This is a genomic window from Fibrivirga algicola, assembly GCF_011742925.1.
GTDB classification, from domain to species: Bacteria; Bacteroidota; Bacteroidia; order Cytophagales; family Spirosomataceae; genus Fibrella; species Fibrella algicola.
Genome location: NZ_WAEL01000008.1, coordinates 1 through 24,684, shown reverse-complemented (window position 1 = coordinate 24,684; position 24,684 = coordinate 1). Strand labels below are relative to the sequence as shown.

Annotated in this window: 16 protein-coding genes and 1 pseudogene; 12 read left to right on the top strand and 5 right to left on the bottom strand. The window is 52.1% G+C overall.

All coding sequences use genetic code 11. The features are described from left to right. The first annotated feature begins 8 nt into the window (after positions 1-8). The 3 genes from F7231_RS20150 to F7231_RS20140 all read left to right on the top strand — a co-directional run bounded on the left by F7231_RS20150 (position 9) and on the right by F7231_RS20140 (position 4,454). A complete protein-coding gene (locus F7231_RS20150) occupies positions 9-959 on the top strand; it encodes a DUF4249 domain-containing protein (RefSeq protein ID WP_166693327.1) in 951 nt (316 codons plus the stop codon). Between the two features lie 103 nt (positions 960-1,062). Further along, entirely contained in the window at positions 1,063-3,531 is a 2,469-nt protein-coding gene (locus tag F7231_RS20145) for a TonB-dependent receptor (RefSeq protein ID WP_166693326.1), read from the top strand. Continuing rightward, entirely contained in the window at positions 3,531-4,454 is a 924-nt protein-coding gene (locus F7231_RS20140; RefSeq protein WP_166693325.1) for a DUF4249 domain-containing protein, read from the top strand. The genes F7231_RS20145 and F7231_RS20140 overlap by 1 nt, the downstream gene beginning before the upstream one ends. A gap of 89 nt (positions 4,455-4,543) precedes the next feature. On the opposite strand, the gene F7231_RS20135 is transcribed toward F7231_RS20140, so the two are convergent. Then, entirely contained in the window at positions 4,544-5,644 is a 1,101-nt protein-coding gene (locus F7231_RS20135; RefSeq protein WP_085413022.1) for a bifunctional 3-deoxy-7-phosphoheptulonate synthase/chorismate mutase type II, read from the bottom strand. Positions 5,645-5,904: 260 nt separating this feature from the next. Between F7231_RS20135 and F7231_RS20130 the strand changes: the two genes are divergently transcribed. Together F7231_RS20130 and F7231_RS20125 are read left to right on the top strand one after the other, a co-directional pair. After that, a complete protein-coding gene (locus tag F7231_RS20130; protein ID WP_166693324.1) occupies positions 5,905-7,146 on the top strand; it encodes a proline dehydrogenase family protein in 1,242 nt (413 codons plus the stop codon). 109 nt (positions 7,147-7,255) lie between these two features. Then, on the top strand, positions 7,256-8,056 hold the full coding sequence (locus tag F7231_RS20125; RefSeq protein WP_166693323.1) for a lipoprotein signal peptidase: 801 nt from the start codon (positions 7,256-7,258) through the stop codon (positions 8,054-8,056). A gap of 70 nt (positions 8,057-8,126) precedes the next feature. On the opposite strand, the gene F7231_RS20120 is transcribed toward F7231_RS20125, so the two are convergent. Beyond that, the gene (locus F7231_RS20120; RefSeq protein ID WP_208295655.1) at positions 8,127-10,088 is read right to left on the bottom strand and encodes a CocE/NonD family hydrolase; all 1,962 of its coding nucleotides are present in this window, start codon (positions 10,086-10,088) and stop codon (positions 8,127-8,129) included. A 269-nt stretch (positions 10,089-10,357) separates the two neighbouring features. Between F7231_RS20120 and F7231_RS20115 the strand changes: the two genes are divergently transcribed. The 4 genes from F7231_RS20115 (at position 10,358) to F7231_RS20100 (ending at position 16,147) form a co-directional block, all read left to right on the top strand. Further along, positions 10,358-10,879: a WbqC family protein gene (locus F7231_RS20115; RefSeq protein ID WP_310589360.1), complete on the top strand. Its 522-nt coding sequence runs from the start codon at positions 10,358-10,360 to the stop codon at positions 10,877-10,879. 174 nt (positions 10,880-11,053) lie between these two features. Next, positions 11,054-13,588, top strand: a complete 2,535-nt coding sequence (locus F7231_RS20110) for an ATP-dependent Clp protease ATP-binding subunit (protein WP_085413027.1) — start codon at positions 11,054-11,056, stop codon at positions 13,586-13,588. Positions 13,589-13,687: 99 nt separating this feature from the next. After that, entirely contained in the window at positions 13,688-14,896 is a 1,209-nt protein-coding gene (locus F7231_RS20105; RefSeq protein ID WP_166693322.1) for a hypothetical protein, read from the top strand. Positions 14,897-14,986: 90 nt separating this feature from the next. Beyond that, on the top strand, positions 14,987-16,147 hold the full coding sequence (locus F7231_RS20100) for an outer membrane beta-barrel protein (protein WP_166693321.1): 1,161 nt from the start codon (positions 14,987-14,989) through the stop codon (positions 16,145-16,147). On the opposite strand, the gene F7231_RS20095 is transcribed toward F7231_RS20100, so the two are convergent. Then, entirely contained in the window at positions 16,148-16,912 is a 765-nt protein-coding gene (locus F7231_RS20095) for a PI-PLC domain-containing protein (RefSeq protein WP_166693320.1), read from the bottom strand. 179 nt (positions 16,913-17,091) lie between these two features. Here F7231_RS20095 and F7231_RS20090 point away from each other — a divergent pair, with 179 nt between their 5' ends. After that, complete coding sequence (locus tag F7231_RS20090) at positions 17,092-18,411, top strand: TlpA family protein disulfide reductase (RefSeq protein ID WP_166693319.1); 1,320 nt, start codon at positions 17,092-17,094, stop codon at positions 18,409-18,411. A gap of 10 nt (positions 18,412-18,421) precedes the next feature. Here F7231_RS20090 and F7231_RS20085 read toward each other — a convergent pair whose 3' ends face one another. Together F7231_RS20085 and F7231_RS20080 are read right to left on the bottom strand one after the other, a co-directional pair. Next, complete coding sequence (locus F7231_RS20085; protein ID WP_166693318.1) at positions 18,422-19,477, bottom strand: TlpA disulfide reductase family protein; 1,056 nt, start codon at positions 19,475-19,477, stop codon at positions 18,422-18,424. 212 nt (positions 19,478-19,689) lie between these two features. After that, positions 19,690-21,168 carry a Gfo/Idh/MocA family protein gene (locus F7231_RS20080; RefSeq protein WP_085413033.1) on the bottom strand — a complete coding sequence of 493 codons (1,479 nt, stop codon included), beginning with the start codon at positions 21,166-21,168 and terminating at the stop codon, positions 19,690-19,692. A 235-nt stretch (positions 21,169-21,403) separates the two neighbouring features. Here F7231_RS20080 and F7231_RS20075 point away from each other — a divergent pair, with 235 nt between their 5' ends. Further along, a complete protein-coding gene (locus F7231_RS20075; protein WP_166693317.1) occupies positions 21,404-22,969 on the top strand; it encodes an acyl-CoA carboxylase subunit beta in 1,566 nt (521 codons plus the stop codon). 191 nt (positions 22,970-23,160) lie between these two features. Beyond that, positions 23,161-24,684 (top strand): annotated as a pseudogene (locus F7231_RS20070) (gliding motility-associated C-terminal domain-containing protein); the annotation flags it as partial.

Below are 24,684 nucleotides of genomic sequence, written 5' to 3'. Positions count from 1 at the left end.
TGTCAATTATGAAAGCATTGCTCTGTAGCTTACTTTTTTTCGTGCTCGCTGCCTGCGGAAGTTTGCGTAATGAAGTAAGCCCCTCGTTGTTATCGACCGAAGGCGAAAAGCTGGTGATAAACAGCTATATATCGCCTCAGGACACGGTGTTAACGGTAAAAGTGTCACGCTCGAAGCCCGTATTGGGTGAGCAGACCGATGCACTGCCCTATAATGTAGCCAACGCAACGGTGTCGCTTACCGACGGTAACCGGGTAGTGGTGTTGCGCTACGTGCCGGCTAAAGAGTGGTACCAGGCAAAGGCTAGCTTGCTGCCAATCCTGACCGGGAAAACATACAGCCTGACCGCCAGTACGCCCGACGGTAAACAGGTAACGGCCAGTGCTACAGTTCCGAAACCGGTAGCCATCAACCAGGGTGTGCTCGATTCCACCATCGTGCCACTGTCGAATCGGCTGCAGAAGGTTTATTCGATCCGCTTCGACTGGCATGATCCTGTTGCCGAAGCCAATTACTACGAATACGCCGCCTATTTTTTCTGGGGTAGTGATTACCCTGTCAATAATCAGCCCGCTGACCGGGCTGTTGCGCTTCGCATGCTGGTGTTCCCACGCGAAAACAGGACAGGAAATTTGGTGACCGACGATCGGCAGGACGGAAGCGTACTGACCTCATTGTCGGCCGAAGTAGGGGTGGTGGAAGTCAATGCGAACACGATCAATCCGGAAGCGGCTTTAAAACGAACTACACTGGGAAGGGTATTGCCCGGCGCGCGTGTCATTGCGCAGTTGCTTAGTGCCGAACCGCTGTACTACCGATATAAAGATGCTATTATTCGCCAACGCGAGAACCGCAACAATCCCTTCGCCGAGCCGGTGTTGATCCCCACCAACATACAGGGGGGGCTAGGCTGTTTTGCTGCTTACAACCGCACTGAAAAAGTAATTCCAATTCGTTGACGGGCAGAATAGGCAGGCGAGTGGGCCAGGATCTACTTTTGTAGATTGATGAGCACGCTTCCAACCCCCGAGGTTAGAAGCGGCTCCTGCCTAAAAAACGTCTATGAAAAACCTTGTACTGGCTGCATTACTCAGCTGGCTAAACCTCCACGTGGCTTATAGCCAGCCTAAATCATCTGCTTCGACTGTTACCATTAGTGGGTACGTTCGTGAGGCTGGCTCTCAGGAAGCGCTGATTGGCGTCAACGTATACCGAACAGGCGCAGCAACCGGCAGGTCATGGTCTGGAACCACGACCAACACCTACGGATTTTATTCGTTGACGATCCCGGCGCAGGATAGCCTCCAGCTCACCTATTCGATTGTGGGCTATGACACGCAGCGATTAACACTGGGCGCGCAGAAAAGTCAAACTCTCAATGTGTTGCTGACATCCGGCCGACTGCTCAACGAGGTGGTGGTGAGCGAGAAGCGGCAGCAGGACCGTGTCAGCGACAGCCCCCAGATGAGCCAGATCGACCTGCCCATCGCCCAGATCAAAAAGATTCCGGCCCTGTTGGGGGAGAAAGACGTGCTCAAAGTGCTGCAACTCATGCCGGGGGTGCAGAAGGGCTCGGAGGGCCAGAGCGGGCTGTATGTGCGGGGCGGCGGTCCGGATCAGAACCTGATCGTGCTCGACGACGCGGTGGTCTACAACGCCAGCCATCTGTTTGGTTTTTTCTCGGTCTTCAACGGGGATGCCCTCAAGAGTGTGGAGCTGACCAAAGGGGGCTTCCCCGCCCGCTTCGGGGGACGGCTGTCGTCGGTGATTGATCTGAATATGAAAGACGGCAACAAGGAGAAGCTCCACGGCGAGGGAGGACTGGGTCTAATTGCCAGCCGTCTGACGCTGGAAGGGCCGTTGACCAAAAAGAAAACCGGGCCGGGGTCTACGTCCTTTCTGGTGTCGGGCCGACGTACCTACCTGGATGTATTGGCCGCTCCGCTGATTGCCGCCGAGAGCGACGGAAAGACCAGTGCAGGCTATTATTTCTACGACTTCAACGCGAAGGTCAATACCGAGTTGGGTTTAAAAGATAAGTTGTATCTGAGTGGGTATTTTGGCCGTGATCGATTCTACGCTGATGACCGGTCGTCTGCCAGGCAGAGCACGAAGATTGGTATTGGCTGGGGCAATGCTACTGGTACGTTGCGCTGGAATCACCTGTTTTCTGACAAAGTATTTGGCAACGCTTCGCTTATTTTCAGCAACTACGATTTCTCGATTTCGGCTGACGAAAAAGAAACGTTTGATAACCGTACGAACGAATTTAACCTGCGCTACACGTCGGGGATACGTGATTTCGGCCTGAAATACGACCTGGATATTTACCCTAATCCGCAACATTCGCTGAAGGTTGGCATTCAAGCAACGGCGCACCGGTTTACGCCCAGTGCCGTAGTGCTTCAGAATACTGATATAAACGAAAACCGGTTTGACGTTGAGAAAATCGATGTGCTCGAATCGGGAATTTATGCCGAAGATACCTGGAAGCCCAACGACCGCTGGCGGGTGAATGGCGGTCTGCGGCTTAGTACCTTCCTGAATGACAAGGTCACCTACGTTCGTCCCGAACCGCGTTTGTCAGCGGCCTACATCATCAAGCCAGACTTATCTGTAAAAGCATCGTATGCGCTCATGAACCAGTACGTTCATCTGCTAAGCAACACGGGTATTGGTCTGCCCACCGATTTGTGGGTGCCCACTACCGACCGGGTACGTCCCCAACAGTCGCAGCAAGTAGCGGTGGGTATAGCCAAGGACTTTACCGAGCGTGGGCTAACGCTGACCGTTGAAGGCTACTACAAGCGGATGGACAATATCATCAACTATAAAGAAGGGGCCAGTTTCCTGTTGATCGACGACCCAACCTCAGCCGAGCGGGTACGTTGGGAAGATAACGTGACAGCGGGTAGGGGCTGGAGTTACGGAGCCGAAGTGCTGTTGCAAAAGAAGGTTGGTCGGTTCAGTGGCTGGATAGGGTATACCCTGTCATGGACACAATGGCAATTTGCGGACCTGAACGGTGGGCAGCCTTTCTTCCCCCGGTACGACCGCCGCCATGATCTCTCGCTGGTAGGAATCTATGAGTTAAGTCCACGCATCACCTTATCGAGTACGTGGGTGTACGGAACCGGCCAGTCCCTGACAATGCCACAGGCTACCTACGCAGCCTACGAACAGGGGAATGCTAATTTTTTCAATAGCTCGAGTGGGCAGGTGCCACTAATCAATCAGTTATTCGGCTATTACAGAACAGTCCAGGATTACGGCCCTAAAAATAGCTTCCGGGCGGAGCCTTATCATCGATTTGACGTGAGCATTCAGTTGCATAAGAAAATGAAACGGCATGAACGTACCTGGGAGTTTAGCGCCTACAACGCCTATAACCGTCGTAATCCCTTTTTCTATCAGTTGAATAACGTGTACGAACCGGGAGTGAACGGTCAGCCGGGATCGACCCGTACTGTGTTGAACAGGTACTCGGTATTTCCTATTGTGCCATCGGTCAGCTATAACTTCAAATTCTAATGCGAGCTACATACTACATCGCCCTGTCGGTTGCGTTGCTGTGCCTGATGGGGTGCGGCGGTCTGGTGCAGGAAGTAGACCCTGGTAACGTACCCACGACCACGGCTAAACTGGTTGTGCACAGCTATATTTCTCCGCAGGACACTGTCCTGGCCGTTTTGGTTGAAGCACCAAGGGCGATATTGGGTCAGCAGGCCGACTACAATCGCGTCAGCATCAGCAACGCACTTGTTGATTTATCTGACGGAACAACGACCATACGGCTGCCCTACAATGTCAAAAACAGCTTATACCGTATTGATCCGAAGCAACTGCCGATCATTGCCGGACGCACGTACGTTCTTACGGTTACTGCCCCGAACTATCCAGCCGTAACGGCTCAATGCACGGTACCAATGCCGGTGACACCCTCCGAAATTCGGATAGACTCAACCTATCAGGACTTTTTCGAGCAGCGCCAGCTTGTCACAGTTAGTAAATTGGTTTGGCAGGATCCAGGTGGTCAGGCCAACTATTACCGGGTAACGGGACTATTTTCCAGAACGATACGCACACAATACGCAACCAGTCCTACCAGACCAGCACGCGATACAACGATCGTACAGAGTGGAAGCCTGCGTTTTGATGTCACAGCCGCCCTGGCCAGTGATCAGGGTAAAGATGGCCAACGATTTGTTTCGCCTGCTGCCTATCCGGTAAGCTATGGCTACGGCCAGCAGGAACAGGTCCTTGCGCTCCAGTATAGCATGACGCTGCTCAATGTTGACGTAAATTATTATCGGTACCATGACGCTGCTCAACGCCAGGCCGAGACAGGCGAAAATCCGTTTGCTGAACCTGTACTTATCCCAAGCAACGTTCAGAATGGACTAGGCTGTTTTGGCGCGTTCAACCAGTCATCGATCACGGTACGAATCAGGTAAGCAGTACAAAACACAGCACTGCCGAGTACATAGAGCGAAGAAAACGTCAACTCTATGTACTCGGCGGCGCTGTATTTACTACGTTTCGTTTAAGCGACCGGCGTGCTGTTGATCACCTCAGTCTGCTTCCGGATCGACTCCATGTGGATGATCTTGTATATTTCTTCTACCAGTTCAGGGTACAGGTTCAGCTTGGCGCCCAACTGCTTCCGTGACTCCAGAATTTCTTTCCAACGATCGGGCTGGAACATCGATACGTTATTGTCACGCTTGTATTCGGCCAGTTTCTCAACCAGCGACATACGAGCGGCCAGGTGTTCAACCAATTGACGGTCAACGCTGTCGATTTTCACGCGGATCTGCTCCATGGCGCTCTGGAACTCCCGGTCGCTCGATTCGAGCTGGCGGATGTGCAGATGCTCCAGCATTTCGCCAAACGCGGCTGGCGTCAGCTGCTGTGCCGCATCGCTCCACGCTTTATCAGGGTCGATGTGCGACTCTACGATCAGACCATCATAGTTGAGGTCCATGGCCATCTGGGCCAGTTCGTTCAGGTACGCCCGCTTACCGGCCATGTGGCTCGGGTCGCCAATGATTGGCAGGTGCGGGAACATGGTCCGCAGTTCGATCGCCATCTGCCACATCGGAATGTTGCGGTATTTGCTGGCTTCGCCCGTTGAGAAACCACGGTGAATAGCACCGAGTTTGGTGATACCTGCGCCGGCGATCCGCTCGAATGCACCAACCCAGAGAGCGAGATCGGGGTTAACCGGGTTTTTCACCAGTACAGGTACATCAACACCTTTCAGAGCGTCAGCAATTTCCTGTACGTTGAACGGGTTTACTGTGGTGCGGGCACCTACCCAAAGAATATCGACGCCATATTTCAGGGCCAATTCAATATGTTGCGGAGTAGCTACTTCAACAGCAAACGGGAGACCCGTCTCGGCTTTCGCCCGCTGAATCCAGGCCAGGGCGGGTTCGCCCATACCTTCAAAGCTACCTGGCCGTGTCCGGGGTTTCCACACACCGGCACGAATCGCGTGAACCGACCCCAGCGCAGCTAGTTGGCGGGCGGTTTCTACGAGTTGATCTTCTGTTTCTGCACTGCAAGGCCCTGCAATAATGAGGGGTTTGCCGTCGGTCTTAATCCACGAATCGAGCGGCTCTACGGCTAAATCTGGTTTCATGAGGTTACGTGTACGCTAGTTGTAAGGTTTACTATTTCGCTTGTAAAATTTCCGGGTGCAAATTTATAGTATCTTTGCAGGAGCAGAAGCCCTTTGCGGGGCTCATTCTCACCCAAGTTTTGTACGATTAGTAGTCTGTTAAAAAAAGTAGAGGATAGCTTGAAAACCTTTTTTGGCCCAAAATACGTTTATATTTAGGCCGTTAATGTCAAGCTACTGAACGACCGTATGGCGAACGCACCGGAAACGGCGCATTGACTATGTCGAACCGAAGTAATCTAATCACATCCCCCGTCCAGCCGACTGCTGCTTCAAAACTGAATGCCGCTTTGCCGGTTTCTTTTGAGGACACGTCGATTGCCTTCTCTTCCCAGTCGAATTTCAAACTTCGAAAAACGTACTGGCTTTTTGCGTTGATGAACCAAGGATGGCTCGTAAAAGTAGGGACTTTTTTTATAAAACTGGCCCTGAAACTACAGCTTCCTATTAAAAAGCTCATCAAGAAGACAATTTTTGAGCAGTTCTGCGGAGGCGAATCCATCCGCGATTGCGAGAACACGATTCTACATCTCCACACCGCGCAAGTGGGTACTATTCTCGATTATTCAATTGAGGGTGAGGAGAATGAGAAATGCTTTGATAGCACTGTGCTGGAAATTCTCCGCACGATCGAACGGGCCAGCGAATCGGCCGACATCCCATTTTCTGTATTCAAGGTAACCGGTCTGGCCGAAACTGAATTACTCGAAGCCGTACAACGCGGTGACAAGTTGACAGACGACGAACAGGCCGCTTTTAACCGGGTTCGGGAGCGGGTTGACGTACTTTGTCAGCGTGCCCATGACCGCCATGTCCGGATCTTTATTGATGCCGAAGAAAGTTGGATTCAGGATGCCATCGATTGCCTGGCCTATGAAATGATGGACCGCTACAACCATGAGCAGTGTGTTGTGTACAACACTTACCAGATGTATCGCTGGGAAATGTACGATCAGCTGGTGAAAGCTACTGAGTTGGCCCGCGAGAAGGGCTATTTCCTAGGGGCGAAGCTGGTGCGCGGTGCTTACCTGGAAAAAGAGCGCATCCGTTCACACGAGGAAGAATACCAGGATCCGATTCAGGCAACCAAAGAAGATACTGACCGTGACTTTAACCGGGCCATCGATTTTTGCTTGTCGAACCGTGACGAAGTATCGATCTGTTTGGGAACGCACAACGAGTATAGCTGTCAGTATACGATTGCGCAGATGAAGCGGATGGCCATTGCGCCGAATGATCCGCATATCTACTTCGCGCAACTGCTGGGTATGAGCGACAATATCTCGTATAACCTGGCCAACTCGGGTTACAACGTAGCGAAGTATGTACCCTACGGTCCAGTCGAAGCGGTGATGCCTTATCTGTTCCGCCGGGCTGAAGAAAATAAATCAATAGCCGGCCAAAGCAGCCGCGAGTTTACCCTCGTAAAAAGCGAGCTCGAGCGCCGTAAAGGTTGTAAATAACCAGTTTGAGGTTTGGAGTTTGAGGTTTGAGGTTGCGCTGCTTAAGGAAAGTCCTGAAAAGCAGCATCGTAACGTCAAATGTCAAACATCAGACCTCAAACCTTTTTGTATGATTCAGAAAAATCCCATTCGTTTTTTTTTGCTGGCGTTATTGCTGATTGGTATTGATCAGGCGTCGAAACTTTGGATTCTGCAGTACATGCAGGAACATTTGTACATGCCGATCAACATCATTGGCGATTGGTTCAAGTTCCAGTATGTGCTGAACCCCGGCATGGCGTTTGGGATGGAGTTGAACCATCAATATGGAAAATTAGTCCTGAGTATCTTCCGCTTGTTTGCCATGGTCGGTATTGGCTGGTACCTGGTCTATCTGGCAAAACACGGCGCACCAAATGGCTTGCTTTATGCGATGGCGCTGATTTTGGCCGGTGCCATTGGCAACGTGATCGATAGTACGTTTTATGGGGTTTATCTTCACAACGCTCCCTTCGGCGCACCAACCCCCTGGTTTCATGGACAAGTAATCGACTTTATTTTCTTTGATCTGTGGGAGGGAATCCTACCACGCTGGATTCCAATCTGGGGCGGCAGCTACTTCTCTATGCCCATCTTCAACTTCGCCGATTCCTGCATTTTCGTTGGCGTATGCTTAATTTTATTCTTCCAGCGCCGTTTTTACCAGTTGCAGGCTGAACGCGAAGGATTACTGCCAGATGACCCCGATGCGACCAACGCTTCTGTACTGCCAATGGCGGAAGTTAGTGAGGAACTTGGTGTAAATACAACAGAATCGACTACTCAGGAGAATGCCACAACAGAGTTGATAGACCGGGAGGGAACTGAACCGGAACCAGTCGATAAGCCTTTTCCGGTTTCCGACGAGCCGCTGAAAGAGAAAGAGACGTAACGAGTTCAAGCAATCAAAAGAGGGTCATTACCATGTGGTGATGACCCTCTTTTTTGTTTTTCGGCTAGTTCTACTTCAACAGGGTCAATTTTACCGACGAATCCGGGCTCAGTTGAATTGTATTTTTCTGGAAATCGCCGTCGCTTGCAGTGCTGATGTTCACGAACGTTTGTGGATTGCGATCAACGAGCGGAAACCATGTTGACTGTACTTGAACCATCAACCGGTGCCCCTTCTTGAAGGTGTGCAGGGCGTCGTTGAGTGTAAATGTTACGGGTGTAGGCTGACCCGGCACAAACGCTTCGGGTTTTTCCATTGACTTGCGGAATTTGCCCCGCATCACATCACCCCGAACCAGTCGTTGGTAACCGCCCAACGTGACGTTTTTCGAACCAGTTGTGGTTGGACTAGCCGTTCCAACAGTTCTGTTGGTTGTCGTGTCAGGCAATACATCGATGAGTTTAACGATAAAATCGGCATCGGTGCCGGTCATGGTGACCCGTAAATCGATGCTGATAGGCCCGGCTAGTATGAGATCATTTTGTAACGGCTCGCTTTGAAAGACAACAACGTCGGGTCGACGAGCAGCGAAGCGCTGGTCCTCGATCATGTAGGCATTGTTCCGGCGCGCCCAGGTGCCATCTGTATACGGAACCGGTTTGGCTGGATCGCTCGTGTATTCGACTGGTAGAGCCTGCCCGGCACTAGCGGGCGTTAGCAGATTGCCCGCCAGGAAAAATGATTGCGCCGCAGCGGCTTTAGGAGGCCAGGTTTCGAAGGTACGCCATTGATTGGCACCCGTATCAAACATCCGTGCTTCGGCAGGTACGTAGCGGCCTTTGTCTTTCAGGTGAAACAGGAAGAACGGTGTTTCGACCGAATCGCGGTACGCTTTGGCGGTGTTACTGCCAAACTGGAAATCACCGAAACCTGTCCACTCGCGTCGTGCCCAGGCTCCATGTGTCCAGGGGCCCATTACCAGCTGGTTTCGGTTATTGGCATTCTTCTCCAGCGTTTGATAGGTGTTCAGGGCTCCAAATAAATCTTCGGCATCGTACCAGCCGCCTACCACGAGTGTAGCTGGTGGGGTTGCGCCGGGACGTATCTGGCCCAAGTGCCGCCGAATATCACGGGTCTGCCAGTAGGCATCGTAGGTTTCGTGGGCCAAGTACTCATTCCAGATTTTGCCTTTGTTGTTGTAATAAGCCGGTCCATTCGCATTCTTTAACGGACCTAGTTGCAGGAAAAACTGGTAGGCATCTTTTGCCTTGTAGCTGAATACTTCCGGGTAATCCTCCACGGGCCCTTTGCGGGGAGCATCGAAGTAATTCATGAACGTGAAATTGTCGAGCAGGAAAAACGCGCCATTGTGGCGGGCATCGTCGCCTATAAACTCGTCGGTGACCGGTGCTTGTGGCGATACGGCCTTGATAGCCGGGTGCGCGTTTGGCAGAGCGGCCGTGGCGTAGAAACCGGGATAGGAGATGCCCATAATACCCACACGGCCATTGTTATCAGGTACGTTCTTGAGCAGCCACTCAACCGTATCGTACGTGTCGGTGCTTTCGTCGGTTGGGCCAGCAGATACGTTGGTTGCTCCGCTTGCTTTCCGAGCCGAGCGAGCTGGACGAGGCATCTGATGGGGTGACGGGGTTAGGCCTTTCACTGCCGGGGTCATTTCCTCAAACTGACCTTCGCTCATGTACCGGCCGCGTACATCCTGATTCACGAAAATGAATTTTTCCTGCGAAAGCTCAACTGATGGACCTGGTCCTTGCTTTGGGTAGTTTGTTTCGCCATAGGGGCTGGCGGAGTATGGAGTCCGTTCCATCAGAAATGGATACCGGTTGGTCGGCGACGCATCCTTCGGTACATAAATGACCGTATATAGTTTGGTGCCGTCGCGCATCGGAATCTGCCGGTCGATCTTTGTGTAGTTTGTGCGGACAAAGGCTGTATCAGGTACGGTTTGGGCAACGAGCGTGCTAGCGAAACAGCAACAGGCCAGCACGGTAAGGTAACGGAGAGTCATGAAATATGTAGGTGTTAAGCCAGCAAAACTACAAGGAATGGTACGTTTATGCTGTATGAAAATAATTTTGTTAAATCTTATTATTGTGCAATGATTACAACGTTAAGAATTAAAAAATGGTCTGTATACTTGAGTGAATCCAATTTTTTCGTTAGTTGGTAAATCGAATTAGTCCAAACCACTTGATAACCCCGCCATATACCTTACTAATCGATCTGCACTACCTGCCTTGCCTCGACGTGATGCGAGGGATGGTACTCGCCGACGAGGTGCTGATTGAAGCGCACGAAAACTACCAAAAGCAAAGCTACCGCAACCGTTGCTACGTTCTGACGAGCAATAAAATAGATTGTTTAACGGTGCCTGTGTTGGCTGGCTCACGCCGACAGCCAATACGTGAAGTTCAGATTGATTACGGCCAGCCCTGGATGGATCGGCATCTACGCTGTTTGCAATCGGCCTACGCTAAATCCCCGTATTTTGAGTACCTGATGCCGGAAGTAGAACATATTTTACACCAGCGTCTGCCCTTTTTATTCGACTTAAATTGGTCATTGCTGACATTCTGTCGGAAATGGTTACGTATCAATACCCCGATTAACCTGACAGAATGGTATGAAAAAACACCGCCAATCGGCGTTTTTGACGCCCGTTCCCGCCTTGATCCAGGCCGGCAAGCCGAAATTGGACTGTTTGGTCCAATACCGGCCTATCAGCAGAACTTTGGTGCTGAATTTGTACCAAACCTGAGTGTACTGGATTTGATGTTTATGCAGACGACATTGAGTTAAAGAGACGAATACTAGAGGAGCGAAAGACCATTCTTTTGGCCTTCTTGCCTGACAAGCAGAGCTTCTTCGCTTATTCATACTTTATCTTTTTCACTCATTGGCCTAGCCTGAACAAACCCAAATTAAAATACGTTATTTCAGTAAGACGCTAATACGATTAGGAACCCCAAGCGAATGGAAGCAAAATTCTCAAACCGCGTAAAAGAAGTCATCTCCCTTAGCCGGGAAGAGGCTTTGCGGCTCGGTCACGATTACATCGGCACCGAACACTTGCTGCTGGGCATGATTCGCGAGGGCGAAGGCGTGGCGGTGGGGCTGCTTAAAAAACTGTCGATTTCACTCGACGAACTGCGCATCACCATCGAGCAAGCCACGAAAGGAACCGCAACCAATAACGTTAAAAATCTGGCCAATATCCCCCTGACCCGTCAGTCGGAGAAAACCCTGAAGATTACGTACTTAGAAGCGAAGATTTTCAAGAGCCCGCTGATCGGCACAGAACATCTGTTGCTGTCGATTCTGCGCGACGAAGACAACGTTGCCACGCAGATTCTGCACAAATTCAACGTCAACTACGAAGTGATTAAGGAGATGCTGGAATATCAATCAACCGGAACTCAGCCCAATATGGCGCACGATACCGACGACGACGATGACGCTTCGCGCGGCATGTTCGGCGGTGGTGGTAGCGGCACCGGGCAGGGCAAAGAAAAGGGTTCAGAGAAATCGCGTACACCTGTACTCGACAACTTTGGCCGTGATCTCACCAAACTCGCCGAAGTAGGCAAACTCGACCCGATTGTTGGTCGTGAAAAAGAAATCGAACGCGTGGCCCAAATCCTGAGCCGCCGCAAGAAAAATAACCCGATCCTGATTGGTGAGCCTGGTGTTGGTAAAACTGCCATCGCTGAAGGTCTTGCGTTGCGGATCGTACAGAAAAAAGTATCACGGGTACTCTTTGGCAAGCGCGTTGTTACGCTTGATCTCGCCTCACTGGTTGCCGGTACAAAATACCGGGGTCAGTTCGAAGAGCGGATGAAAGCCGTAATGAACGAGTTGGAAAAATCGCCCGAGGTGATTCTATTTATCGATGAGTTGCACACGATCGTGGGTGCGGGTGGTGCCTCTGGCTCACTCGATGCCTCGAACATGTTCAAGCCGGCGTTGGCCCGTGGCGACATTCAATGCATCGGGGCTACTACGCTCGACGAATACCGTCAGTATATTGAGAAAGATGGTGCTTTGGCCCGTCGTTTTCAGATGGTAATGGTCGATGCCACGTCGATTGACGAAACCATCGAGATCCTGAATAACATTAAGGATAAGTACGAAGATCACCACCACGTAAATTATACGCCGGAGGCAATTGAGGCATCTGTGAAACTGTCGGAGCGTTATATCTCTGACCGCTTCCTGCCCGATAAAGCCATCGACGTAATGGACGAAGTAGGTGCTCGGGTACACATCAGCAACATCACCGTTCCTGAAGATATTCTGAAACTCGAAGAGTCGATCGAGAATATCAAGAAGGAAAAAAATCAGGTGGTGAAGAGCCAGAAGTACGAAGAGGCCGCTCAACTCCGTGATAAGGAAAAGCGCCTGATCGACCAACTGGATCGGGCCAAGCAAGCTTGGGAAGAAGATACCAAGAAGCGCCGCTACACTGTAACCGAAGAAAACGTGGCCGAAGTGGTGGCCATGATGACCGGTATCCCCGTAACAAGCGTATCCAATGACGAGGGCAAGAAACTCGTTCGGATGGGCGACGAACTGAAGGGCAAAGTTATCGGGCAGCAGTCGGCGATCGACAAACTCGTGAAAGCCATTCAACGTACCCGCGTTGGTTTGAAAGATCCCAAGAAACCAATTGGTTCGTTTATCTTCCTGGGCCCAACGGGTGTAGGTAAGACTGAGCTGGCAAAAGTGCTGGCAACGTACCTGTTCGACAAAGAAGATTCGCTGGTTCGGATCGACATGTCGGAGTACATGGAGAAATTTAGCGTATCGCGACTGGTTGGTGCACCTCCGGGTTATGTAGGGTACGAAGAAGGCGGTCAGTTGACCGAGAAGATTCGTCGGAAGCCGTACTCGGTGGTACTGCTTGATGAGATCGAAAAAGCGCACCCAGATGTGTTCAACATCCTGTTGCAGGTGCTTGATGATGGTATCCTGACCGATGGTCTGGGTCGCCGTGTCGACTTCCGGAACACGATCATCATCATGACGTCAAACATCGGGGTACGTGATCTGAAAGACTTTGGTGCCGGTATTGGTTTTGCGTCGAAACGCTCGGCCGAAAGCCAGGACGACATCATGAAGGCTACCATTCAGTCGGCCCTCAAGAAAGCGTTCTCACCGGAGTTCCTGAACCGTCTCGATGACGTGATCGTCTTCAACTCACTGCAGCGCGAAGACATCCACCACATCATTGATCTGATGCTTGGCAAACTGCTGGGTCGCGTACTGAACCTGGGTTACAATGTTGAACTCACTGAGAAGGCGAAAGACTTCCTGGCTGAGAAAGGCTACGACCCTCAGTATGGTGCCCGTCCGTTGGCCCGCGCTATCCAGCGCTACCTGGAAGATCCCGTCGCTGAAGAGATCCTGAAAGGAGAGCTGAAAGATGGCGATGTGATCCTGGCCGATTATAGCGGAGAGGGTGAGTCACTGACAATTACGGTGAAAAAGCCAGAAGCTGTAACTGAGTAATCGGTTTCCCGTTTCATAAACAAAACCCCGGATGGTGTATAACTGTCCGGGGTTTTTCGTTGTACCAGTACGCTTTATACAAACTCAACGAACTGGACTATGAGCATTTCTCTACGTTTAGCCGGGCTTGTCTTCTTGATTTGTCAGGCAAATGGTATTCAATCCGCACTGGCACAGACAGAACAGGGTGTGGGCTGGCTGTCGGGTAGTGTGGGTTGGCAACAAGGCAGTACCGATCTTTTTCAAAACAAAGAAGATCGCATGAGCATCAACGGAACGTTGACGCAGGGAACGTTCATTCGGGATAATCTGATGGTCGGCGCTGATTTGCGACTGGTGCGCACCCGTATCCAATCACAGCAGGGCTTCAACTTCGACGCCATCAGCGATTCACGGGAAACAACCTTCGGCGCAACTCCATTTATCCGGCGATTCTGGGGTCTCAATGCATTGCGTGGGTACGTTGGCGGCGGGCTGGCGGTCACTTACGGGCGCAATCGGCTGCTGACAACTAATACGCAGCAACGCCTTTCCGAGCAGGAATCAACGCAATGGGGGTTTAGCCCCGAATTTCAGGCGGGCCTGTTCTATGCCATTGATACTCGCTGGGGGCTTGAATTGAGCACGCGGTCGGGTCTGTTTCCGGTCTCATTTACCAACCTAAATCTGGGATTGGTTTTGCTGACCGACGTAAAAACCAAGCGGGCTATCATCACCTCAAAGCAGACGCCGAGCCAGTTACTGACTGGCAACTGGCTGCTTAGTGGTGGGTTCGAACTGACCACGAACCGCCAACAATTAATCTCCGGCAGTGATCGCTTAACTACTGTGCAGCGGCAAATAACGAAGCAGTTTACGGTCAGCCCGTCGGTGGGGTATATGCCAGGAAAACGCTGGGTAATAGGCGTAGCAGTGCCAGTACGTCAGCAGGAATTGACCAATGAGTTCAATCGATCAGCCACCGACTTTCAGACGGCTACTGTACTAACTAAATCGATTGGCGTGGAGCCTTTTGCCAAAAAATACCTGTCGAAGACACAATTTGGTCCGTACGTAGCGGGTCGGGTTGGCTGGCGTAGCGAAGCGATTTCGGGAGGCGGGGCCATTGCCTCGAACGCCACTGGGTACAACTGGCGGTTAAGCGGCGGACTGGCTTATTTGCTGGGTACGCGCTTCATCGTGGAAGGAGAAATTGGCGGAATCGGTTCTGATTGGAGTGATACCAAGCAAAACGATGATTCGCGCCGTAGCACAGACCTGACCCTGTCATTGCGGCCAGCCCTATCGTTAACCTACGTGTTTTTGTAATTTTAAGAAGAAATAACTCATACAAATCCGCGAATTGGTTTGAGAGTAAGTATGTTTGGTAACACCAAATGATACCTAAACGTACTCTCTATGAAAAGGCTTTTTGTACTCATTTTTGTTGGCTTGCTGGGTCGTCCATCAGTTGCGCAAACGCAGAAAGGCCAATCGATCACGTCGGGAAATGTAAACCTATCGTTTGACAGGGGGCATCTCGACTCAGACAAGCGAGTCAGCTACTCAGCAGGATTTCTTATAAATCGTGGCCGGTTTGTCCGTGATAATTGGCTACTGGGTGGTACGTTAGGGTTTAGTTATGGTCAGACGACTTACGATAACTCAAACTCTAGTACGTCTCTGAAATCAACAGCTAACAGTGTATCGGCAGGCATTTTCCTGCGTCGCTATTGGCCCATCCTGGATAGGTTATATGTGTATGCTGGTGGTGGTTTGGGAAGCTACCAGTTTAAGAGTAATTACACCAACAACGTTACGTTTGGCACCAGCATCAGGGAATCGTCTGGTGCTTCATCAAACTGGCAACTAAATGCAACAGGACAGCTAGGAGCACTCTATACGCTTACAAACCGGATCGCTATAGAGATGGGTATAAGCAATGAGTTTCCGACCGGGCTGTATAACGCTAATTTTGGCGTGGCCATTTTGGCTGGAAACAAAAGCACATCTATCCCTGTTCTGCCAGATTTTGAGGCGCCCCAAACCCGTAAAGGGCGGTGGTTGCTTGGAGTATCTGCCAACGTAACCGGAACTAGCACGAGTCAGGTCAACGACGAACGAATATCGAGCGTACAATCATCGGCTACCACTGGCGTATCTGCTGGGAATTTTGTCAAAGACAATTTAATCGCTGGTGTGGCTATCAACTATTCGGCGAATCGGTTGGGCGATGCTGATGCGCCTGGTGCAGTGAACTACTCACTGGCAGCGGTCCCTTTCGTTCGCTCCTATAGGGGGGCAAGCCGTTTGCGGCCGTTTGTAGAGGGCAGGGGCGAATACGGGATCATTAAATCGGAAACTAACACGGTTGTTGGCACTCGCTATGTTGGTGCAGGCATTAGCGCAGGCCTAGCTTACATGGCGAGTGAGCGGTTTATCATCCAGACAACGTTGGGGTCACTGGACGGGCGCTATACCTGGTATCCCAGTGCGGGCGGTAGCGAGGTCTACTCAAACTACACGATCAACGCTACAGCAACAACGCTGTCGAACATTTCGGTGGCCTACTCGCTGTAGCTACTTCATAGCAGCAACACACTCGTCCACTTTATCAGTATTGATGATGTCGACGCCAAGTTTATGCAATTTTTTCCAGGTGTTGGGGGTGTCGGGCGTATTCCAGAAACGGATCGGGCAACCGGCTTCATGCGCGCGCTTGATGATGCGCTTTAGCTTGGCTTTGTCTTCGTCAGGTACGTCGCCGATGCCATCCCAGCGGGCGTAGGATCGGAAATTATCGGAGATCAAGGCAACACGTTTGGCGGTTTCATCATCGTATAGTTCACTGGGTCGACCGTCGAAAAACAAATACGATGGGTAATCGAGATAATGCTCGGGCCGGGGGCGATTGCCACTAATCACAACCCGCATGGCCTGCTGCGATATTGACTGGCTAAAGGCAACGAGATTGGCTTCTATCAGGGGCTGGAGTAAGGGAAGAATGTCTTCGGGCTTGTCTTTTAGATCGATGACCAACGTAGGAGCATACCGCCGATCTGCGCTAATACGACCTTGATTTTGGCTGAAAAGCGCCACAATAGGCTTTATGTACAGGTCTTCGAGAAGGCGGGTTGATGTATCAGCCTGTTCTTTTTCATGCGCCACAACCAGTTTTCCGTTGCGAAGGTGTACGTCTACTTCGATGAAGTCTGCTTTGGCGGCAACAGCCCGCAACAGGGGCTGTGACTTGTCATAGTCATTATGCGCAAAAACCTGCTGGGCATAAGCGCCTGTCGAGAGTAACGCAACAAGCAGGAGTGATTGACGTAGGAAATATCGCATGTGTTAGTGAAAAGACAGGCAGTAAAGAGTATGATCAAGGTACACCGCTTAATCGGCAAATGAGCGGGTTAGTTTATGATTCACCAATTTACATCTCTCCAATCGGAAAAGAAGAGGAGGCCTTACGTATACTTAAGCACTGACCAGGAACCAGTTTGAACGAACCTGCTACTCAGCCAATGAAACGCTACTTCTTTTTAGCCCTAAGCTTGTGTCTGTTTGTTGGTTGTCAGAAAGAGTCGACCGATACCGTACAATCAATCCAATTACCGATCACGATCAAAGAAGGCTTCGGACCTTTTTATCCATCGTTTGGCATCCTGAGTCCTGAACTGCCAGATACGCCGATTTGGGGAAAATTAGCCTGTCCATTAAAGGGTAAACCCGCGAATTGGAGCCGGTTGACCCAGACAAAGGTGTGGCTCGATGCCCATCAACTAGTTTACCAGAACGTAAAGGCAGGGAAGGTCGCGTTGGCCGACTACCAGTTTTTGCAGAGAGAGTGGAAATGGACGCCCGATACGACGCAACTGTCGGCCACACCGATTAAGTGCTTCGTCTACATCATTAAAGGCTTCGATGAAAGCCAGGGCAAATGGGCTGTACTGATGGACACAAACAATGATCTGGATTTCAGCAATGAAACACCGGTGTATCCCGAACCAATCCCCCTGGAGCCAATTCCTGACAAACTAGCCAATACGCGGCTAATCCAATATGAGATATATCGGGAGGGGAAGGTCGTTGAGTCACGGGTACCGCTGGTTGTTGGTATCTTAAAGGGAGATTTCGTGTATGGTTTGCCACAGCACGCCGTGGCCACGATACGGCATGGCAACAAGGCCTACGATGTATGTATTACCTCGGGCGCTGGCCGTCCCAGTTTTGAGTCTACCCAGCTCTGCCTCCCCTCATCAATACGATCGTCTGGGAAAGCAGACCCGCAGCAAGTAGTGCAGCCGGGTGAGGTCATAGCCATTGGCGGGGTGCTGTATGTTAACCGGGGTGTCGACCCATTTCATAATTGGCTGACGCTGGAAACAACCGATGCTGCCGCCGTTACAGCCTCACATTCCTTGCAGGTTGGGCAGCCATTTAAACCGTTCGCCAGCCGTGAGGTCAGCACGGGGCAGCTCATTTCGCTTGACAATCTGCGCGGAAAATACGTGTACATTGACTTCTGGGGAACCTGGTGCAGGGGCTGCGTAGAACAGCTGCCTGGTTTAAAAACAGTGTATGAGTCGGTCGACAAAAAGCAGGTGGCGTTTCTGGGCATTGCCTGCAAAAATACACCCGCTCAGGTACGTCAGTTTGCGCGTGCCCGGCACCTGACCTGGCCTCAAATTGTGTCGGACGATACGAATAAACTGGCCGATCGGTATCAGGTAAACTCGTTCCCTACGTCTATACTGCTTGATAAGAAAGGAATTATCATTGCCCGAAACCTGCACGGGGATGAACTGCAAAAAAAACTACGCGAACTAACCAGGCCAAACTAGCAGTCGGTCATCACTTCAGGGGTCCGGGTACGTTGTCGACTAGAAATTTTGTCAATTCCTCCATTCGAACGTCCCGGCGGACGATTCGTCCCTGCTGGTCGAGCAGAAAGTTGCTGGGGTAGGCGTCGATGGCTAAAACGCCGGATGCGAATTGGCCGGATTCGTCGAGGTATTGCGACCAGGGAAGTTCGTGTTTCTGAATCGTCTTTTTCCAAAGGGCTATTTCCGCCTGTTTATCAATCGAAACCTGAACGATGTTGAAATCAGTGCGGGGGTACTGGCTGAACAGCGATTTAAGGGCTGGAAACTGGTCGATGCAGGCACCACAGCGGCTGAACCAAAAATCGACCAGCGTGTAGCGTGCCTGTTGGGGATTCGTTAGCTGAGCGGGTTGACCATCAATCGTGCGGAGCGAGACCGTGGGGAATAGATTACCGATAGCCGCTATACGGGCTGAAGCAAGCATGGTGCCGAGTCGCGCACCGGTAAACGTCTTTTTGAGCGCAGAGTTAAAGGCCAGGTACGTCGAATCCAGGAGGGGGTGGTAGCCGAAACCAAGCAATTGCACTGTTGCCCACAGGCCAACGTACGAATCGGGATGCTGCTTCGCAAAGGCCAGTAGGTTCTGTTTCTGTTGAGTACCTACTACCAGCCGGACAAAAAAGTTGACTGGCGCAGCGTTTACTTCCTGCATACTCCGATTAGTAATACAGGGCACTTCCCGAATAGAATCAGCATTGCATTGAATCGATTGCGTACCTGCTTCGATGATAAACGGATTTGATACATATTCCGGGAAGTTGGCAATCATGAATGCCAACGGGTAGGGTGCCTCGCCAGTAAATGTAAAGCGACCGTCGACAATCGTTGTCTGGTACGTAGCTGTCGTAACCGGATGATTCTCTTTACCCCCAAGCGGAAGGAGTTGAATCATTCCGTTCGGCCGATTAATGGTGCCGACCAGCGTGAATCGGTTGCGTGGTGCCTGCGCTACTGCCGATTCGGAATAAAGCAGATTCAACAGCACCAAAAGGACCAAGAGGTTGATACGGACTAATTTTTCCATCGGAATGCATCATGAGTATACTGGATGGACCCAATATGGGGTGAATAGGTTGGGTCGGTACCAGTTTAGTGCGTCGCGTTTGTTAGGCTCCGCGCTGAGCAATCTACCAAAGCGGTTCCCAGATTCAGGTGAATTGGCAACTGGAAGACTAAACAATGAAAGCCCCCTTTGGCAATTGGCCAAAGGGGGCTTTCGTCTCAAACCTAACGTACCTAGACTAGCTTCCAGCCGTCGCGGTAGTTGCGGGAAACAAACTGGTTAGCTTCGTCGAAGTTGGTGATCTTCATGTTTTTACCGTCCCAGCTCAGTTGCTTGCGGCCAGGGTAGTTGAAACCTTTGCCGTCGGCTTTAGACTCGCGCAGCGTGTAGCTGCGGATAGCCAGGTTACCCATCAATACCGACTCGGTCAGCGGACCGGCAAAATCAAACGATGAGGTAAGCGCTTTGTGCTCCTTGCTGTTGAAACCTGCCTTACACGCCTCTGTCCAGAACGCCTGGTGCCCGTTTTCCGGGAGCGATACGGTGCCGGCAGTCCCCGCTTTAGGCTTAGGAGCTGCTTCGCGTCTGTCGCCGCTCTTGGTGTATAACTTCGGGTTGTCGCCGTACATACCGCAGGCAATCATGCCTTTGTCGCCGATCAGAAACACGCCGTTTTCGCCGTTCTCGGGGAAAGGCTCGCCCGCAGGCAGCATCTCTGGCCGGAACGGACGCAATCCGCCATCCATCCAGATCATTTTTACGGCCGATTTGTTCTTGCTCGATTGCGGGAACTGCAATTCGACATGCGAGGAGGGAGGACATCCTTCCGGATTATATTCGGGAGTCCAGTCTTTCAGGAACACCGAACTGATGCTGGACTCTACCTGTGTGGGGTAGCCCAGACCCAGCACCCGGAACGGTACGTCCATGATGTGGCAACCGATATCGCCCAGCGCACCGGCCCCGAAGTTCCACCAGCCGCGCCACTTGAAGGGATGGTACGCAGGTGTGTACCCCACTTTCTGTGCAGGTCCGAGCCAGAGATCCCAGTCGAGGTCGACGGGTGTTTCAGAGGCTGCCTGTGGTACCGGAATACCTTGTGGCCATACGGGGCGGTTGGTCCAGAGGTGAACCGTGTGAACGTTGCCGATCAGTCCTTTATCAAACCAGTCGACCATTTCCTTCTGTTGCGGGTTCGACGATCCCTGGTTACCCATTTGCGTAACCACCTTGTATTTACGGGCCGCCTCGGTGAGCATCCGGGCTTCGTGGATGTTGTGTGTCAGGGGCTTCTGTACGTATACGTGCTTCCCGCGCTGCATAGCGGCCATTGCTACCACAGCATGCGTATGGTCGGCGGTCGATACCGTTACGGCGTCGATGGTTTTGCCTTCCTTATCAAGCATTTCGCGGAAATCCTTGTACCGTTTGGCGTTTGGGAATTTGGTGAAATTCTCTTTCACCCGTTGCAGACCCCAGTCTACATCGCAGAGGGCCACTACATTGTTGGCACCGTTGTTATACGAGTTGTTCAGGTCGCTGGCTCCTTTTCCCCCGAAGCCTACGCTGGCAATATTTAGTTTATCGGAGGGTGCAATGAACCCTTTCCCCAACACGTGGCGGGGTACGATGAAGAACGAACCAGCCGCCAACGCGCCGGTTTGAAGGAATTTCCGCCGAGTAGGGTCGGTGGGTTGGTTAGTCTGACTCATGAATGAGCGTTGTTAAGGTCGATTAACAATCTACTGTTGTACTAATAAGAAAGACGTAAACGTGATGGCCTTACCTGACCAAGACCGAAAAATAGCGCTATAACCTTCTCAGAGGGCCCGGAAAAGGCCACGTCAGGTACGTTCCCATCGGGGTAATCAGGCCGGAACGCTCTATTTTTTGTTCTTCTTCTGATCTACTTTTGCTCATATCACATAGTTCACCTAAGCCGAGTACATGGATTCATTGACTAAGCCCAAAAAAACGGACACCCTCGACCGGAAAAACGCTGAAGCCCTGTTGGGTGGCGGCCAAAAGCGCATTGACGCGCAACATGCAAAAGGCAAATTAACCGCCCGCGAACGGATTGCTCTCCTCGTTGATGAAGGCTCCTTTGAAGAGATCGGCAAGTTTGTGATGCATCGGACCAAAGATTTTGGCCTCGACAAAGAATATTACCTCGGCGATGGTGTAGTAACGGGTTACGGCACAGTAAACGGACGGCTGGTGTACGTGTTTGCGCAGGACTTCACGGTATTTGGCGGTGCTCTGTCGGAGACCCATGCCGAAAAAATTTGCAAGCTGATGGACCTGGCCATGCAAAACGGAGCGCCGGTGATTGGTCTGAATGACTCGGGTGGTGCCCGCATTCAGGAAGGCGTATTATCGCTGGCCGGTTACGCCGATATCTTTTATCGCAACACGCGGGCGTCGGGCGTCATTCCACAGTTGTCGGCCGTAATGGGTCCCTGCGCGGGTGGGGCGGTGTATAGTCCGGCCATTACTGATTTCATCTTCATGGTCGAAAACACAAGCTACATGTTTGTGACCGGCCCCAACGTGGTGAAGACCGTGACGCACGAAGAGGTTACTGCCGAAGAATTGGGCGGTGCCAGTACCCACAGCACTAAATCGGGGGTGACGCATTTTGCCTGTGCCAACGAACTGGCCTGCATTCAGCACATCAAGCAGGTGCTTAGTTACATTCCGCAGAACTGCGAAGACCAGCCGCCCATGCTGGCTTACGAGTCGAGCGGGCCGGATGCTGAGAGCCGCCCTGCCCTAAATACGGTCATTCCCGACAATCCGAACCAGCCCTATGATATGCGCGAGGTAATCGATGCTATCGTGGATGCAGATTCTTTTCTGGAGGTGCACAAGAACTTTGCTGAAAACATCGTGGTGGGGTTCGCCCGGATCGGCGGGCGAAGCATTGGCGTGGTTGGCAATCAGCCAGCTGTACTGGCGGGGGTGCTCGACATTCAGGCAAGTACCAAAGCGGCCCGCTTCGTGCGTTTCTGCGATTGCTTCAACGTACCGTTGCTGGTGCTGGAAGACGTACCTGGTTTCTTGCCGGGTACCGATCAGGAGTGGAACGGCATTATCACCAACGGGGCCAAGCTATTGTATGCCTTCTGCGAAGCCACCGTGCCACGGGTAACCGTGATTACGCGTAAGGCCTACGGAGGAGCCTATGACGTGATGAACTCGAAACATATCGGCGCCGATCTGAACTACGCCTGGCCAACTGCCGAAATTGCAGTGATGGGGGCGAGCGGGGCTGCCGAGATTATTTTTAAACGAGAAATTGCCGAAGCCGAAGACCCGCAGGCGCGCTTGCAGGAAAAGGTGCAGGAGTATACCGAGAAGTTTGCCAACCCGTATCGTGCGGCGCATCGGGGCTACATCGACGAGGTGATCTACCCCGAAGAAACCCGCCAAAAGCTGATTCGGGCGTTTCAGATGCTGGAAAACAAGGTGGCAACGTTACCCCGGAAAAAGCACGGCAATATCCCACTGTGAGGAGTCTTCTGTCTTCCGTTGTCTGTGGGTTGTCGTGCTGATAATTTACCCAAATTCGTGCCCCGACAGCGCACCAGCGCACAGACAACGAAGAGCAGAGGCTACCAAACTGTAGGCAGTAAACTGAGAATCTGGTCATATCTTTTTAACAGCCAAAATCGTTTATCTTAAAACGACTACCCATACACTATATGAGAGCGAGTTATACTGGCTGGCTGCTGGCCCTGCTGCTGGGTATTGGCCTGCTATTGCCCAATGCGGCGCAGGCAACCCACGTTCGGGCTGGTGAGATTACCACCCGACGTTTGCCGGGTGACGGACTGCGTTATGAGATCACCCTTACTGCATACTACGACATCATTGGTGGCTCTGGCGCCGCCGCTGCTGCCGAACAAGTTCAGTTTTGTTTTGGCGACGGGACGCCTTTCCGCGACGTGCCCCGCTTGCTGCCGATCCGTCCCCTGAACCGGGGTACATCGATCAACATCTATCGGGTTATCTACACCTATCCGGGACCGGGGGTTTACTCGATTTCAGCCCGGGTCGTGAACCGGAACGACGGAACGCGCAACATCCAGAATGGTGCTTCGCAAAACGTGAGTTTCTTCGTTACCACGACCATATCGGCCAACTCGGCACTAGGCTTCAACAGCAACCCCATTCTGCTAAACCCCCCTGTTGATACGGCTCGGATTGGTCAGAAATACTGCCATAACCCGGCCGCCTATGACCCGGATGGTGACAGCTTGGCCTATCGGATTGCCATTCCACAGTACTCGGCTGATGGGTCTCCATGTCGGTCATTTGCTGTACCTCAGTATCAGTTGCCTAACCAAATTCAGGCACCGGGCCGCACTGAAGCTGGTGCCAGTCCGGCCACGTTCACGGTCAATTCCCGAACGGGTGATGTCTGCTGGGATGCACCCGTTGAAGCAGGCCAATACAACTACGCGTTCATTATCGAAGAGTGGCGAAATGGGGTGTTGATCGGGGAAATCACCCGCGATGTACAGGTCATCGTGCTGGACGCCAACAACCGACGACCGCTGATCGATCCCATTGCCGACATCTGCGCTGAGGCAGGTACGTTGATCACCCAGAACATCCGGGTGACCGATCCCGATGGCAATCGGGTGGTCGTCGTGGGCTTCGGTGGCCCCTTCAACCGATCCCCCGATAATGTACTCTACAGCCCGCCGATCATCAGTCCGGCCTATGCCACGCTGACACCCAATGGCACCAGCCAGCCAACGCCCGCTACCAGCGTATTCTCCTGGCAGACCAACTGTACGCAGATTCGGGACGAGCCTTACCAGATCACTATTAAAGCGACCGACCAGCCTACCAACCGGGCTCCGTCGCTGGCGTCTTTTGCTCCCTTCAATATACAGATTATCGGACCCCGGCCACAGAACCTGACAGCCCGTGGCGCTACAGTAGGTAACACCTCTGGGCGAGCTATTCAGCTTGCCTGGACGCCCTATTCGTGTAGCCCGGCGGGCGGGGCCGACCAGCCGGCCGCCCAGATGCTCATCTACCGCAAAGAAGGCTGCGACAACCGGCCAGTGCCCCCTTGCTTTACCGGCATCCTGCCCGGCTACACCCGCATCGGGCAGGTGCCCCTGACAAGCTCGACCTTCACCGATACCACCGCCCTGCGGCGGGGCGTCTCCTACAGCTACCGCATCGTGGCCCAGTACCCCCTGCCCGTGGGT